The organism is Enterococcus sp. BWB1-3 (assembly GCF_016745275.1).
In the GTDB taxonomy this organism is placed as follows: Bacteria; Bacillota; Bacilli; order Lactobacillales; family Enterococcaceae; genus Enterococcus_L.
On the sequence record NZ_JADOEP010000018.1, the window covers coordinates 33,258 to 50,123 of the forward strand.

Below are 16,866 nucleotides of genomic sequence, written 5' to 3' on the forward strand. Positions count from 1 at the left end.
CATTATTTAATTGAATAAACTGCTAATTGCCTTGTCAACAAGCTGCTCATCTGCTAAATAAGGAATGGTGATATGATCTGAGCCTGCCCGTGATTTGTTATATTCGATTGATGTCTCAATCGCATGCTCATTTCTGGCCCAATTCCGTCGGGCAACGCCCCCCATAGTATCCCAGGCAATGGCAGATTTAATGATTTCATCGCATAGTTCGCTGCCATCTAAAACAAGACCAAAGCCGCCATTGATTGACTTGCCAATTCCAACACCGCCGCCATTATGCAAGGCGATTAAGCTCATACCTCTTGCTGCGTTCCCTGCATAACACTGTGTTGCCATATCTGCGGTAACATTACTGCCGTCTTTGATATTGGATGTTTCCCTAAATGGTGAATCTGTACCTGACACATCATGGTGATCTCGCCCAAGCATTACTGGACCGATCTTGCCTTCACGAACCATTTCATTGAATTTTAGTGCAATATTCACACGTCCCATTGCATCCTGATAAAGAATTCGTGCTTCAGTCCCTACAACCAGCTGATTTTTCTCTGCATCACGAATCCAGTTGTAGTTATCACGGTCCTGATAGCGACGGTTTGGATCAATAACCTCCATTGCTGCATGATCCGTTGCAACTAAATCCTCATGTTTTCTACTCAGACAAACCCAGCGGAATGGTCCATAACCATAGTCAAACAGCATTGGGCCCATGATATCTTCAACATAGGAAGGCCAGATGAAGCCATCCTTATCATCTACACCATTTTTAGAGATCTCTTTGATCCCGGAATCATAAATTGACTTCATAAATGCATTACCATAATCAAAGAAATAAGTTCCTTTGCGAGTTAATGATTTAATGACCTGATAATGACGAGCCAAAGTTTTATCCACAAGTGTTTTAAATGTTTCCTGATCTTCTGCCAACAATCGAGTACGCTCTTCAAAAGAAACACCCACTGGGCAATAACCGCCTTCATAGACATTATGACAAGACGTCTGATCCGATAGCAGATCTACATGAATGTTCTTTTGATCGATATATTCCAGCAAATCAACAATATTGCCCTGAAAAGCGATCGACGTTGATTCCTGCTTTTCCAGATATTCCGTTGCAAGTATCATGGTTTCTTCAGGTGTCTCAGTAACATTACTGATCCAACCCTGTTCAAGCCGCGTATCAATTCTTGAACGATCCACTTCTGCAATAATTGCTACAGCATTCGCTATCTCTCCGGCTTTTCCTTGTGCGCCGCTCATACCGCCCAAGCCGGAAGAAATGAATAGTTTTCCCTTTAAATCGCCTTCATCGGAAATCCCTAATTTCAACCGTCCCGCGTTTAACAGCGTGTTGAATGTCCCGTGAACGATTCCTTGAGGACCAATGTACATCCAGCCGCCTGCAGTCATTTGTCCATAGTTAGTAACTCCCATCTGTTCTGCGATTTCCCAGTCCTCGATATTATCATACTCACCGATCAACAGACCATTAGTGATGATGACACGCGGGGCATCTTTTTTAGATTTGAACAGGCCTAAAGGATGCCCCGATTCAACAACCAATGTCTGTTCGTCGGTCATATTCTCCAAGTAACGCTTAATTAACTGATACTGCATCCAGTTCGAGCAGACTTGTCCCGTTTCGCCATAGGTCACCAGCTCATAGGGATACAAAGCTACTTCAAAATCCAAGTTGTTATCGATCATTACCTGCATAGCTTTTGCTGCGACACAGTGTCCTTTATATTCATCGATCGGCTTCCCGTGGATGCGTTCCTTTGGATACCAGCGATAGCCGTAGATTCTGCCCCTTGTTTTCAGCTCTTCTAAAAATTCTGGGATTATTTCTTCGTGGTACTTTGGATGAACATAGCGCAGTGCATTCTTCAATGCGGTTTCTGTCTGTGCCCTGCTCAAGCGGAAGCCTCGATCTGGTGCACGACGAATCCCTTCTTGAAAAACTGTTTTTTCCGGTAGTACGTCATCCAGCTTGATCGTCATTGCTGCCTCGATTTCTTTGTATAGGACCATTGTTTTTCTCCTCCTAGTTGAACTCTTTATATTCTCCCTGGAAAAACCTCCAAGGCTGGTTACTTCCCTAGTGTAAACGGTGCTTGTCAACGAAATGTCTATAGATATTATTATAAAGAAAGACTGCTGTTTAAAAAGCGCTTTCTTTTTTTTGACAGAAATTAGACACGAAAATGATTCAATGAGTATAAATCTTACTAGAGAAAGAAGAGCGTATATGTATGGGAGCAGATAAAATTTTATGTCATTTTAGTCAAGTCTTTTGTCCGGTAGACAAAGGGCATCCGCTTAGAGGTGCTGAGATGTCTGAGGGAACGCTCATTGATAATGGTTATATTGCCATTAAGGATGGGGAAATTCTGAAGGTCGGAAGTGGCGAACCGGATAGTACCTTGGTTGATTCGGAAACAGAAATAATTGATTATACAGGGAAATTTGCTGCACCGGGCCTGATTGATTGCCATACTCATTTGGTTTATGGCGGTAGTCGTGAAAATGAGTTTGCAAAAAAACTAGCGGGTGTCAGTTATCTGGATATTCTCGCTGGAGGTGGGGGGATTTTAAGTACCGTTCGTGCAACCAGAGCGGCTTCTTTTGAGACCTTATTGAAAAAATCTGAACAGCTTTTGAATCAAATGGTTGTTCACGGCGTTACAACTGTAGAAGCAAAAAGCGGCTACGGCTTAGATTGGCAAACAGAGAAACGTCAGCTTGAGGTTGTTAAAGCTTTGAATGATACCCATGATATTGATTTAGTTTCAACCTTTATGGGTGCCCATGCGGTACCTCCTGAATACAAGGAAAATCCAGCTGGCTATTTGGATCTGCTGATTGATGAGATGCTGCCGAAAGTAAAAGCTGAGAATTTGGCAGAGTTTTGTGATATTTTTTGTGAGACCGGGGTATTCACGGCAGAGGAATCAAAACGGTTGTTGACAGCAGCAAAAGAGCTGGGCTTCAAGTTGCGGATACATGCAGATGAAATTGATTCGATTGGCGGAGTGGATGTGGCAGCTGAGCTTAAAACGGTCAGTGCTGAGCATCTAATGAAGGCTACAGATGCAGGAATTGAGAAAATGAGCAAAAATCACGTTATTGGCAACCTTTTGCCGGGAACAACCTTTAGCTTGATGGAGGATACTTATGCACCGGCGCAAAAAATGATTGACAGGGGGATGGCAATTAGTCTGTCGACCGATAGTAATCCTGGCAGCTGTCCAACAGCCAATTTACAATTCATCATGCAGCTTGGCTGTTTTATGATGCACCTGACGCCAATTCAGGTCTTTAACGCAGTTACGATTAATGCTGCATATTCTGTTGCCAGAAATGAGACAGTCGGCAGTCTGGATAGGGGGAAGCAAGCCGATATTGCTATTTTTGACACACCCAATATTGATTTCCCATTGTATTTCTTTGCGACAAATTTAGTTTCTGAAGTCTACAAAGCCGGAAAACTTATTGTACGGGAACGGCAGCGGGTTAATTCATAAAACAAAGATCAAAAGGGTTTTCTCCTGAAGTTCTGAAGAGAAAACCTTTTTGATTGGGTTTACTTTATGAACGGGTTTTAACATGCTGTCTTTTCTGTTTGTTTTGTCGTAAAATAAACAGAAGAGACTTGGAAAAGAAGGTGAATAGGATGAAAGATACAGTATATTTTCAATTATTCGGTACGCCCCAGATTTTTTTGAATGGACAGCCCATTCTTTTTTCGTTCTCTAAAATAAATGCGCTTCTTTATTATTTGGTTGTGAATAAAACAGCTAGCAGAGATGAGGTTGCCGGACTTTTATGGGTAAATAAATCAGAAAAAAGTGCCAAAAAGAATCTACGCAATACAATCTATCAAGCTAATAAGGTCCTTGGTGATGACTATATTGTTTCTCCAAACAAAACAATTTTGACCCTGAATGAGTCATTGGAAATTGAAAGCGATATCAATTCTTTTTTATCAAATCCTGTTGCGCATTTCGATTTGTATCAGGATGATTTTTTGAAGGGATTTTTCTTAAAGGATTCCGAGGCATTTGATCTATGGGTCGTAAAAATGCAGAATTTTTATGAACAAAGGTTTGTTCAAACCTGCTATCAAAAAATTGAACAGGATCTTCATAACAATGAATTGACCCATGTAGAAGAAAATATTCGACGGCTGATTGCTATTGATGAATTTGACGAGCGAAACTATCAGCTGCTCATGCAGTATTATCAAGATAATCAGCGCTTTGGAAAAGTCATTGAAACTTACTATGAGCTGTCCAGCTTATTGGAACAGGAACTGGGAATTTTGCCAAATAGCGAAACAAAAGCAATTTATGAAAAGACACTGGCAATTGTTAATCATAAAAAGCAGCATAAGATAAGGAAGGCATCGACGCTATTTTTTGGGCGTACGGCTGAAATTGAACAGCTGGAAACAAACTTTAATTTATTTTCTCAAGATCAGCCCTATCATTCTGCACTGATCGTCGGCGATGCCGGTGTAGGGAAAAGTGCCTTGAGTAAACGAGTACTCACAAATGTTCAGGAGGATTTCCATATTCTGGAAGTCTCCTGTTATCAAGCTGAAAAAGATCATTTGCTGCGTCCTTGGCGAGGGCTCATTGAACAAATTACACAAATCATCGAAGAGGAATGCTTAGTTGACTGCATCTTATGGCAGGAAACAGTTGCCAAATTTTTCCCAAGTTTAACAAATGCTCCACAAGAAGCCGACTATATCGAGACAGAAATAAAGAGTAATATCAATTATTTATCACAGGTTATTTTGGAAGTACTGCAAAAAATCAGCAAAACAAAAAAAGTGATTATATTTATAGAAGATATTCAATGGATGGATGTGCAAAGTATCGGGTTGCTGACCAGCCTAATGCTGCATGTGAAGCATGGGGAAGCTCTATTCCTTTTAACCTTACGGACTGGGTATCAAACGGATATCGAAAATTTCATGGCAACTGTTATCAATTATGAAAAGCTGCTTACGATTAGGCTGGCACCATTTTCTAAACAGGAAACCATAGCATTTGTCCAAAAGCAGCTGGGCAATCTACCGATTGATACCATGACGATGAACCATTTGTTCGATTATACCGAAGGGAATCCCTTCTTTTTAGTTGAGTACATTGGGCTGTTAAAAATGAACATGAATCTGGATGTTATGACTGTTAAAATGCAGGACGCCATAAAAAATCGTTTTTCTTATTTATCCCCTGTAGAAAAAGAGGTGGTTGATATTGTATCTTATTTCTATGATATGGCCCCGATTTCATTGATCGCTCAGCTCTTGGGAAAAGATCAGCTGGTCATTATCGATGCCATCGATAGATTAGTTAATAAAAATATCTTGGAAGAAAAACTGTATGAGGAAGAAAGTCACGCCAGCTTTACACATGTAAAGCTGCGAGAGTTTATTTATCTGAATCAGTCGGTAGCTAAAAAAAGAATCCTTCACGGAAAAATTGCGGTGATTCTGGAAGAGCAGGTTCCGCTAGAGTCAAGTGATCCGCTGCTGTTATCAAAAATTGCCTATCATTATCGGAAAGCAAAACAAGAATTAAAATCGCTTGAGTATGAGTTGGCTTATTTGCAGAATTTTTTCAAATTTCAGCATGAGCTGTTTCCTGTATACAATCGTCAGGAAATCCGAGGGAATAGGACAATAGATGTAGAACAGGAATATACTTTTGAGCGTTTTAGGAATATTCGACAGCAGCTGGCTGACCTTGAAGCGCACCATGAACAGACCGAAAAATATCAGCTGTTATTGGTTAAGTTTTTATATTTAGAAGGTCGTTACCTCATTCATTGCGGTGATTACAACCAAGGGATCGAAAACATCCAACGGGTGATTTTCAAATCCAAAAGCTTCCATAATGAAGAATACTTACTGGAAGGGTATCGCCAGATGATTTATTACTACATTCAAACAGATAATGCTGTTGATATGTTTCATTATATCGAATTGGCAATGAATGCCTCTATTAAAGCAAATAACCATGAATCTATCGGAATATTATTACGTCTAAAAGGATTGTACTACTTGATGAGCGGTGATAAAGAGCAGGCAGAACGACTTTTTTATGAGTCGATTACCACCTTTACGATCACCGAAGCCATTAAGAAGAAATATGCCGTAAATATTGCTGCAGCTTACGACTACCTGGCTGAAATTGAACGATTACGTGGAAATGTCAACCAATCTGTGGCTATTCAGGAAAAGGCACTGGCTCTTTGTGAAGGAACTGGAGTTTATTCTAGTTTGGTTGTATTTTATGTTGATATGGGCATTGCATTATTTGCACAAAAAAACTATATGCGTGCAAGGGAATATTTTGAAAAAGCTCAAAATTTGTATACGAAGTTGCCCTCCTTGTGGAAAAAAATACAGCTAAATGCATATACTGCTCTGATCGATTTGCAGGAAGAAAATTACGAAGCAGTCCATAAATTTTTGATAAACTCTAAAGAATATCTAGATACCTTTTCAAATCCTCGAGATGCCGGTATCGTCTATTTCGTGAAAGCTTTGGTCAAGCATCAGCTAGTCCATCAACAAATTGCAGATAAACCACTGGCAGTCTTATTAGTACATAGTGAGAGCTACTATTATGAAAAAGCAACAGCCAGTCTGAGCGTTTATCGCGATCGCTATGAACTACAGGTGCTAGAGGAATTGTTTACCAAGCTGTTACCATCTACTTCTGTAAATGAATCAGTCTGAAATATAGGTAAGCAGGTATTAAATTTGAATAGATATTGGGATAAAAGAGAGAGACTGTGACATAAGTATATCTGAGATCCCTAAAACCGAATAAACGGTGTTCCAGAAGCTGTCTCTTCGGAAATAAGTCGAACTATACTGAAAATATGAGTAGCTATTTTCGTATAGTTCGACTTATTTCTTGAGACAGAACACTTCTGTCACAACCTCTCTCTGATTTTTTAGGAAATGGTTTATAACTGATAATTAAATAGTATGGTTTATCCCTCAGAAGCTAATATTTTAATAAATTACTTAGGAAAACAGGGAGTTATTATCTTTTAACGAATAACTGCTAGAAGCTTCCTGTGTTTGACGAAATAGTATAGGTGATTTGGAAATAGACAGTTGAATATTTTCCCTTTTTACTTATGGGAAATGAATTATGGCAGTCCTCTCTTTTTACGTAGTTAACAGTGTCTCCTAATTCACTGATTATTGTTTGTTGAATCAACTATATTTATCGCCAGAGAAGTATCAGCCTTATTAAAAGTTGCCCTATGAAATTAAATAAGAGCATTTTCTATAATGAATTTAGAAGATGTACTGCCAAAATCTGCTAATAAAATCATTTTTTTTGCTGATCCAATGATCATTCTTTACGGATTTTTGTGTAAATAAGATTAAAATTTGGTTAAAAATAAATAAAATTTCACTTATTTTTAGGGAGTTCAAGTAATCTATTAAACGTCAAAATACATGATAGAACCTGATTTTTGGTTTAAAGGAATCTGTCCTTCTTTTTTTCTTAAAATCTTCTAAATCTGTCTGTATTTTTTTCTCAGTGATTTGACAGTCACTTTGTGGTGTTGTTCTTTGCCATCGATTTAAAAAAAAATTAAAAAAGCACTTAATTATTGCAGCTTCATTTGAGCAGCTCCGTCTATTCTATTCACAGCTGTCAAAAAAGTGTCAAATTATTTTTCTAAAATAAAAGAGCCTTTTTTAGTTTGAAAAAAATAGTCTTTTTTTTTGTCAAAAAACCAGCAAATTCCGGCAAAAAATCTGGATTTTACCTATGTTGACACTCGAAAAGAACAGTGATATTTTTGGTTTGAAAGCGCTGTCCAGCGCGGGGAGGAGGTTAAGATTTGTATAAAGCAGACGGTTATTCAATGGGACGAAAAATAGCTCTTATGGGTCTACTTATTGCCTTGTCAGTTGTGGCAACTCGGTTTCTATCTTTTGAAACCAGTATTATCAGAATTGGTTTTTCTTTTTTACCGTTAATGGTTATGGGGTATTTATTTCAGCCATGGTTTGCAGGAACAGGTGGAGCAATTGCAGATATCATCGGAATGATTTTATTTCCGAAGGCAGCATTTTTCTTTGGATTTACGATCAATGCGTTTTTAGCACCATTTATCTACAGCCTGTTTTTCCATAAAAAGGAAGTGACGCTTAAACGTAATATTACCGCTCAAGTCGCAGTCATGGTTATCATCAGCTTAATTTTAACACCTATTTGGCTGAATTTGATGTTGAAGCTGCCGATCATTGAGCTTTTACCATTACGGATAGGCAAAGAATTGATTGTTGTACCGATAAAAGTTATGGTCGGTCAATATTTATTTAGTCAAAGGAACATGAAAACGGTATTAAATGATGTGTCAAGAAACATGGTATGACGTTATCGTCGGCCGAGTTTGAAAAAATAGAGAGAAGCAAAAGGAAGGATGAGTATAAATGGCAAAATTAGTTGAATGCATCCCTAACTTCAGTGAAGGAAGCGACCAGAAAATAATCGACGGACTGGTAACAACAGCGAAGAGTGTAGGTGGCGTAACGTTGTTGGACTACTCTTCTGACAGTAGTCATAACCGCAGTGTTTTTACTCTTGTGGGTGATGAAAATAGTATTCAGGAGGTTGCTTTTCAATTAGTAAAATATGCAAGCGAGCATATCGATATGACTAAGCAAAAAGGTGAGCATCCAAGAATGGGGGCTACTGATGTAGTACCGTTTGTTCCAATTAAGGATATCACGACAGAGGAATGTGTAGAAATTTCTAAAAAGGTAGCAAAAAGAATCAATGATGAATTAAATATCCCTATTTTCTTGTATGAAGAATCAGCCAGCACACCAAATCGGGTAAACTTGGCGCGAGTGCGTAAAGGTCAATTTGAAGGAATGCCGGAAAAATTACAGGAAGAAGAATGGGCACCCGATTTTGGTGAAAGAAAAATCCATCCGACTGCGGGTGTCACTGCTGTTGGTGCAAGAATGCCGCTGGTGGCATTCAATGTGAATTTAGACACAGATGATATTACCATTGCAAATAATATAGCAAAGATTGTTCGCGGCTCAAGCGGCGGCTTTAAGTATTGTAAAGGTATCGGTGTAATGCTGGAGGATCGCAATATTGCACAAGTATCCATGAATATGGTGAACTTTGAAGGAACGCCCCTTTACCGTGTTGTTGAAACGATTCGTTTTGAAGCAAAACGCTACGGTGTCAATATTATCGGAACAGAGGTTATTGGTTTAACTCCGGCAAAGGCGCTGATTGACTGTGCGGAATATTATCTGCAGGTTGAGGATTTTGATTATGGTAAACAAGTTTTAGAAAATCATTTATTAAACTAGGAGGAGGAAAAAAATGAAACTGGTTGACTTGACTGTAACTGATTTTATGCAGGTACTTGGTTCTGACGAGCCGGCACCCGGCGGCGGCTCTGCTTCAGCATTAGCAGCGGCAATGGGGATCTCATTGACGAAAATGGTTGCAGAATTAACGGTGGGTAAGAAGAAATATGCAGAATTTGATGCACTTATGAAAAAATGTCAGACGGATGCTGCCCAATCACAAGAGGAGCTGCTGCGGGCAATTGACGAAGATACAGAGGCGTTTAACGCCGTATCAGCTGTTTTCTCTATGCCGAAAGAAACAGACGATGAAAAAGCCAAACGACGAGAGGCTATGCAGACAGCATTGGAGGGGGCTGCTAAAACCCCTTATCAGATGATGGAGAAAATTGTTTATGCGCTTCATATTACCAAAGAAGCAGTTGGTAAATCTAATGTGAATGCTGCCAGTGATTTGGGTGTTGCAGCGCTGAATTTAAAATCTGCACTGCAAGGAGCTTGGCTGAATGTACTGATCAACCTTTCAGGGATCAAGAATGAAGAATTTGTGAAGCAATACCGCATGACTGGTGAAAAGATTTTAACAGAAGGCTGTCGGTTGGCAGATGAGATTTATGCAGAAATTTTAAAGATAGTTTAGCTTAGATGGAAAGGATGAATAAATAGGATGACTCATTTATCAGATATTGAAATTGCAAATACGGTTCAAATGAAACCAATTGAGGAGATCGCTGAAAAAACCGGAATTGATGCAGAAAATCTATCTTTGTACGGAAAATATAAGGCAAAGGTCAACGTTCATCAATTAGGGAGCTTAAAAGATAAGAAAAACGGCAAATTGATTCTGGTTACTGCTATTACTCCAACACCAGCTGGAGAGGGGAAAACCACAACCTCAGTCGGGTTGGCTGATGCACTGACAAAGCTTGGAAAAAATGCAATTATTGCTTTGAGAGAACCTTCATTAGGACCTGTATTTGGTGTTAAAGGAGGTGCTGCTGGCGGCGGCTATGCCCAGGTGGTTCCAATGGAAGATATCAACCTTCATTTTACTGGTGATTTCCATGCTATCGGAGCAGCTAATAATTTACTGGCAGCTTTGCTGGACAATCATATCCATCAAGGCAACAGCTTAGGGATCGATTCCCGACGGATTACATGGAAACGTGTAGTGGATATGAATGACCGACAGCTGCGTCATATTGTAGATGGCCTTCAGGGAAAAGTCAACGGCGTTCCTAGAGAAGATGGCTATGACATTACGGTAGCATCGGAAATTATGGCAATCCTTTGTCTGGCAAAGGATATCGTTGACTTGAAAGAAAAATTACGCAAAATCATTGTGGCGTATTCCTTTACCGGAGAGCCCGTCACTGCAGGTGACTTGAAAGCTGAAGGGGCTTTAACTGCTCTGCTGAAAGAGGCAATTCATCCTAATCTAGTTCAAACATTGGAGCAAACACCAGCCTTTATCCATGGTGGACCATTTGCCAATATCGCTCATGGCTGTAATAGTGTACTGGCAACAAAAATGGCTTTGAAATATGCTGATTATGCTGTAACTGAGGCAGGCTTCGGTGCAGATTTAGGTGCGGAAAAGTTCATTGACATCAAATGCCGACTGGCTGATTTACAACCGGATGCTGTAGTATTGGTGGCAACTATTCGCGCTCTGAAAATGCATGGCGGTGTTAAAAAGACAGAATTGGGAGCAGAAAATGTCGAAGCTGTGATCAATGGTCTGCCTAATTTGGAGAAGCATCTGTCAAATATTCAAAATGTCTATGGTCTGCCGGTGGTTGTAGCGATCAATAAATTCCCGACAGATACAGAAGCTGAATTACAAGCAGTTCATGCAGCCTGTGAGGATCGCGGCGTAGAGGTTGTATTATCTGATGTCTGGGGCTCAGGAGGTGCTGGCGGTGAAACGTTGGCTAAGAAGGTCATAGAATTGGCAGAACAGACGAATACCTTTAGCTACGTATATGAGCTATCTGATAGTATTGAAGAAAAATTAAATAAAATCGTCCAAAAGGTTTATGGGGGTCAGGGGGTTGAATTAGCTCCTGCTGCTCGTAGAGAGCTGCAGGAACTGGAACGACTGGGCTTTTCCAACTATCCGATTTGTATGGCGAAGACACAGTATTCATTCTCTGATGATGCCAGTCTCATTGGGGCGCCTAAGGACTTCACTGTGGCAATCAAAAACTTAAAAGTTTCAGCAGGTGCCGGCTTTATTGTTGCATTAACAGGTGCCGTCATGACAATGCCGGGCTTACCCAAATCACCGGCAGCTGAACGTATTGATGTTGATGCAGATGGGAATATCTCTGGTCTGTTTTAGCCAGAATGTTTAGAGACCTGCATGGGAATTTGTAGATTAACCTCAAAAGAGTATCATGTCTCTGACTGGAGCGGCGGAAAGACAACGGAAATCTATCTTTCCCCTCCAGAGGGGCAGTATCAAATCGGTAAATTTGACTATCGAGTGTCTAGTGCAAGAGTTGATTTGGAAACAACTATTTTCAGCGAGTTACCCGGCTATAAGCGTTTAATTATGCCGATTGAGCAATCTTTGACATTAGAACATGTATATCCAGTTGATACAGTAGAAAGAGTCATTCTCCAGCCATTTGAGAGCCACTGCTTTGATGGTGGTCAAAAGACAACAAGCTATGGAAAATGCCGGGATTTCAATCTAATTTATCGACCGGAGTATTTTGGGGAAATGATTGCTTTGATGAAGGAACAGCCTTATTTTATCGAGCCTGGTAAAACCTATCTATTTTATGCGTTAACAGATGTGTTGGTGGAGATTTTTGAAAAAAATGAATGTATTTCGTCACTGCAGCTTTGCGGTGAGGAGAGCATACTTTTCTCGGAACATACATTCCAGCTGTTATTGGCAGCAATCCCGAAGAAAAGAACGCATCGTGAACCACTGGCAATTTGGACAACTATTGCGCGAATGAGCGAATGATTTAAAAATGTTCACGCTAAGATGAACATTTGAAAGCGTTACCTTTTTTAATCTAAAAAAACTACTGACTGTTAGTGGATTACAGCCAGAGAGGAGAAAAATATGGACAAGAATCAGGAGATGGAAAACGAAAAGTCCAAGTTTAGTTTGAATGGTGCAACATTATATGGGATTAATGCAGTAATTGGTTCAGGGATATTCCTGCTGCCTCGAACGATTTACAGGGATCTGGGACCGGCCTCCTTGATCGCTATGCTGCTGGATGCTGTTTTAGTATTGATGCTGGCTGTTTGTTTTGCAGAGGTAGCTGGGTATTTTAACAAAAATGGCGGTGCTTTTCAGTATTCTAAAACAGCTTTTGGAGACCTTGTAGGTTTCAACGTGGGCTTATTGGGTTGGTTTGTCACGATTATCGCCTGGTCAGCTATGGCTGCCGGCTTTGCTAAATTATTGATTGTGACCTTTCCCAGCTTAGAAGGAAAGAATACCATTATTAGTATTTTACTTGTTTTGTTTTTATCCTTGATCAACAGCTTTGGGATTAAAACATCAAAGATTTTTACGATTACGATTACGATTGCAAAACTGATTCCGATTATTGCCTTTTCAGTTATCAGCCTTTTCTTTATTAGACATGGGTTTTCTGAAGGAAACTTTACACCCTTTCTACAACTGAATCCGGATATGACACTATCACAGGCAATGGCTTCAACATCGTTAACTGTTTTTTATGCCTTTATTGGTTTTGAAGCGCTGCCGGTTGTTGCTGGAGAAATGCGTAATGCCAAGAAAAATGTGCCAATCGCAATTATTGGTTCGATTAGTATTGTTTCGATCTTATATTTTATAATTATTTCCGGAACGATTGCTATGCTGGGAACAGGCATTTTACAAAGTAATGCACCTGTTCAAGATGCGTTTGTAAAAATGATTGGTCCAGCAGGAAAATGGCTGATTTCCATTGGGGCATTAGTTTCCATTGCTGGGTTGAACATGGGTGATTCCGTGATGATTCCTCGATATGGTGCCTCAATTTCTGATGAAGGCCTGCTGCCAAAAATGATTGCCAGAAAAAATGGGCGTGGCGCTCCCATCGTTGCTATCATCGTATCAGGAGTACTAACGGTAATCTTACTGTTGAGCGGCTCATTTGAGCAGCTTGCGGAATTAAGTGTTGTCTTTCGTTTTATTCAGTATATTCCTACCGCATTATCCGTTATCTGGCTGCGCAAAAAAGGGATGGATCACGTACCGGTCTTTCGCTTACCATTTGGTCCGGTAATTCCAATCCTATCCATTATTGTTAGTATCTGGATGCTGGCAGCTGCTGATCCAATTAATATTATTTCCGGTATTGTTGGTATTGTTGTTGCAACGATTTTATATTTTGTATTGAATCGTAAAAATGAAGCTGCCGATGGAGAAATTTGATTAGCGAATCGAAAGATAGCAGAAACTGGAAAGCCATAATGAAAAAAAGATTATGTGCTTAAACGCAAGGATGGGGAGAATGAGAATAAGCAGTGAGGAAGCAATTGCCTGGATTCACCGGAGAATACCTGTTGGTCAGCGTCCGGGATTGCGTCGTGTGAACCGTTTGCTTAAAATGGTTGGACATCCTGAAAGAAATGTCCCCACGATTCATATTGGCGGGACTAACGGGAAAGGATCTACTGTTACCTACTTGAGCTGTTTGCTGCAGGAAACAGGTCTGTCCGTAGGCACCTTTACCTCCCCTTATATTGAGTGTTTTAATGAACGCCTGTCAATCAATGGACAGCCGATTTCTGATGAGCAGTTAATCGCCTATGTTGAAAAATATCAACCATTAGTTATGCGGCTGGATGAGGTACAGGAAACAAAAGGAATAACAGAATTTGAATTATTGACCGTAATGGCTTTTGATTACTTTTCCAATATGCAGGTGGATGTATTGATTATGGAGGTCGGCATAGGGGGACGCTGGGACAGCACAAATGTCTGTCACCCGTTATTAACGGCAATTACGACGATTGGAAAAGATCATACAGATATTTTGGGGGAGACGCTGACGGAGATTGCTGGTCAAAAAACAGGAATCATTAAACCGTACGTACCTGTTGTGACGGGTCCTCTCCCTAAAGAAGCCTTGAGGGTTGTACAGAAAGAAGCCGGCAAACAACAAAGTCAGTTATACTGTTTAGGGGAAGGCTTTCAGGTCAGCTATGAACACCCTGCGGATTTTTGGGGAGAGCTCTTTCATTATTATAGTCGGAATCTCTCTCTGTATGATCTGCGTCTGCCGCTTGCAGGCAGACACCAGATCGAAAATGCCGGCGTTGCTCTTTGCTTGTATGAATTATTTTGTGAATTGAACGAGCTGCCGGTGTGTTCTGACAATATTTATCGTGGGTTTTTACGAGTGCAATGGCCGGCTAGAATGGAGCCTGTCAATCAGACACCATTGATTATCTTGGACGGCGCGCATAATGAAGCGGCAGTTGAGCGCTTGGTTGAAACGATTCAGAACGAATTCTGCCATCAGCAGGTGTTTATTCTATTTTCTGCTTTGGTGACAAAGGATATTCAGAAAATGCTTTTACTGCTTCAAGCAATTCCGAATGTCCGCGTGTATGTAACAACCTTTTCTTATCCAAAGGCTATGGTCTTTGATGAAAGCTGGCTTAAGGAGCATCCGGAAATTTCCCATGCTGCTGATTGGCAGGAATTGATCTATCATTTCAAACAGACCATGAATAAAAATGAGCTTTTGATTGTCACCGGTTCGCTTTATTTTGTTTCTCAGGTCAGACAGCTTCTGATCAGTGAAACAAAAAATGAAACAGCGAAGCAGAGTAAAAAGAAATAAGTGTGTTTGCTTTGATTAAAATAAGACGGAGTCAAATTAATTTTGGCGAGGAGGAAAATGAAATGGCAAATGTATTAATATTAGATGGAGATAGTTTGACCTTAGAAGATGTGGCAGCGGTTGCACGCCAAGGTGTCATTTGTAAAATAGATGAAGCGGCGAAGAAAGAGGTTATTGCTTCAAGAAAGATTGTAGATAAAATAGTGGAAGAGCGCCGGGTTGTCTATGGTGTCAATACAGGATTTGGCTCTCTTTGTAATGTGAGCATCTCAAAAGAAGATACCGTACAGCTTCAGGAAAATTTGATTCGTACCCATGCATGTGGTTATGGCGACCCCTTTCCGGAGGATGTTGTTCGGGCAATCATGCTGATTCGGGTAAATTCATTGGTTAAAGGATATTCAGGTATTCGCTTAAGTACGATCGAAGCCTTGTTAGGGATGCTGAATAGCGGTGTGCATCCATTTATTCCGGAGAAAGGCTCTTTAGGTGCTTCAGGTGATTTAGCACCGTTGGCACATATGGTTCTACCTTTACTAGGCTTAGGAAAGGCTTACTATAAGGGCGAATTATTGCAGGGCAAGATAGCTATGGAAAAAGCAGGCTTACCGATTATTCAGTTGAGTGCTAAAGAAGGCTTGGCTTTTATTAACGGAACAACCGTATTAAATGGAGTGGGTGCTCTAGCAACCTATGATGCAATTGAGTTATTGAAATTGTCGGATATTGCCGGTGCATTATCCTTGGAGGTACACAATGGTATCTCAAGTCCTTTTGCAGAAAATTTACATACCATTCGCCCTCAAAATGGTCAATTAGCCACTGCAAAAAATATACGTCAGCTGATCAAAGGCAGTGCATACACTACTGTGGCAACTGCTGATCGAGTACAGGACCCTTATACTTTGCGCTGTATCCCGCAAATTCATGGAACCAGCAAAGACAGCGTTGCCTATGTCAAAGAGAAGGTTGAAATTGAGCTCAACTCGGTTACCGATAACCCAATTATTACTAGAACCGGTGAAGTAATTTCAGGCGGAAACTTTCACGGTGAACCATTGGCACAGCCATTTGATTTTCTGGGGATTGCTGCTTCTGAAATCGGAAATGTTTCTGAGCGCCGTGTTGAGCGTCTGGTGAACAGCCAATTAAGTAAGCTGCCTTCATTCCTGGTAAAATATCCAGGATTGAACTCTGGGTTTATGATTACACAATATGCTTGCGCCTCTCTAGCTTCAGAGAATAAAATCCTTTCTCATCCGGCCAGTGTAGATTCTATCCCTTCTTGTGAAAATCAGGAGGATTTTGTCAGTATGGGAACAACAGCGGCAAGAAAAGCAGCGGAGATTATTAAGAATTCCCGTAGAATTGTTGCAACTGAAATCATGGCAGCTTGTCAAGCGCTTGATATAAAACAGCAGCAAAAAGACCTTGGTAAAGGAACAAAGGTTGCATATGAACAATTTAGAAAAGTCGTTAACTTTATTGAAAACGATAAGGATATTGAAATCTATGAAGAACTAAATAAAGCGACAAATGCTTTAACTGACGGAAAATTATTAGCAGCCGTAGAACAGGCAGTCACTTTAGACATCCAATTTAACTAGAGCAAAAAAGACAAGCAGGAAAAGTCAGCAGCTAAAAATGATGCGCATCCCC

General features: G+C 40.3%; 11 protein-coding genes. 10 read left to right on the forward strand and 1 reads right to left on the reverse strand.

The window, feature by feature from the left end:
* Positions 1–6: 6 nt before the first annotated feature.
* Positions 7–2,031 carry a urocanate hydratase gene (locus IW492_RS12420; RefSeq protein WP_202067956.1) on the reverse strand — a complete coding sequence of 675 codons (2,025 nt, stop codon included), beginning with the start codon at positions 2,029–2,031 and terminating at the stop codon, positions 7–9.
* A 221-nt stretch (positions 2,032–2,252) separates the two neighbouring features.
* Between IW492_RS12420 and hutI the strand changes: the two genes are divergently transcribed.
* The 10 genes from hutI to hutH all read left to right on the forward strand — a co-directional run bounded on the left by hutI (position 2,253) and on the right by hutH (position 16,814).
* Positions 2,253–3,524, forward strand: coding sequence for an imidazolonepropionase (gene hutI, locus IW492_RS12425; protein WP_202067957.1), 1,272 nt, complete (start codon positions 2,253–2,255; stop codon positions 3,522–3,524).
* Between the two features lie 149 nt (positions 3,525–3,673).
* The gene (locus tag IW492_RS12430; protein ID WP_202067958.1) at positions 3,674–6,754 is read left to right on the forward strand and encodes an AAA family ATPase; all 3,081 of its coding nucleotides are present in this window, start codon (positions 3,674–3,676) and stop codon (positions 6,752–6,754) included.
* A gap of 1,130 nt (positions 6,755–7,884) precedes the next feature.
* Entirely contained in the window at positions 7,885–8,421 is a 537-nt protein-coding gene (locus IW492_RS12435) for a folate family ECF transporter S component (RefSeq protein WP_229444415.1), read from the forward strand.
* A 58-nt stretch (positions 8,422–8,479) separates the two neighbouring features.
* Positions 8,480–9,379, forward strand: coding sequence for a glutamate formimidoyltransferase (gene ftcD / locus IW492_RS12440; RefSeq protein ID WP_202067959.1), 900 nt, complete (start codon positions 8,480–8,482; stop codon positions 9,377–9,379).
* A 13-nt stretch (positions 9,380–9,392) separates the two neighbouring features.
* A complete protein-coding gene (locus tag IW492_RS12445; protein WP_202067960.1) occupies positions 9,393–10,019 on the forward strand; it encodes a cyclodeaminase/cyclohydrolase family protein in 627 nt (208 codons plus the stop codon).
* 27 nt (positions 10,020–10,046) lie between these two features.
* Positions 10,047–11,723: a formate--tetrahydrofolate ligase gene (locus IW492_RS12450; protein ID WP_202067961.1), complete on the forward strand. Its 1,677-nt coding sequence runs from the start codon at positions 10,047–10,049 to the stop codon at positions 11,721–11,723.
* A gap of 21 nt (positions 11,724–11,744) precedes the next feature.
* Positions 11,745–12,359 (forward strand): HutD family protein, encoded by a 615-nt coding sequence (locus IW492_RS12455; protein ID WP_202067962.1) that lies wholly within the window; start codon positions 11,745–11,747, stop codon positions 12,357–12,359.
* A 102-nt stretch (positions 12,360–12,461) separates the two neighbouring features.
* Positions 12,462–13,790, forward strand: a complete 1,329-nt coding sequence (locus tag IW492_RS12460; protein ID WP_202067963.1) for an APC family permease — start codon at positions 12,462–12,464, stop codon at positions 13,788–13,790.
* 79 nt (positions 13,791–13,869) lie between these two features.
* Positions 13,870–15,207 (forward strand): bifunctional folylpolyglutamate synthase/dihydrofolate synthase, encoded by a 1,338-nt coding sequence (locus tag IW492_RS12465; protein ID WP_202067964.1) that lies wholly within the window; start codon positions 13,870–13,872, stop codon positions 15,205–15,207.
* A 62-nt stretch (positions 15,208–15,269) separates the two neighbouring features.
* Positions 15,270–16,814, forward strand: a complete 1,545-nt coding sequence (gene hutH / locus IW492_RS12470; protein ID WP_202067965.1) for a histidine ammonia-lyase — start codon at positions 15,270–15,272, stop codon at positions 16,812–16,814.
* Positions 16,815–16,866: the final 52 nt, after the last annotated feature.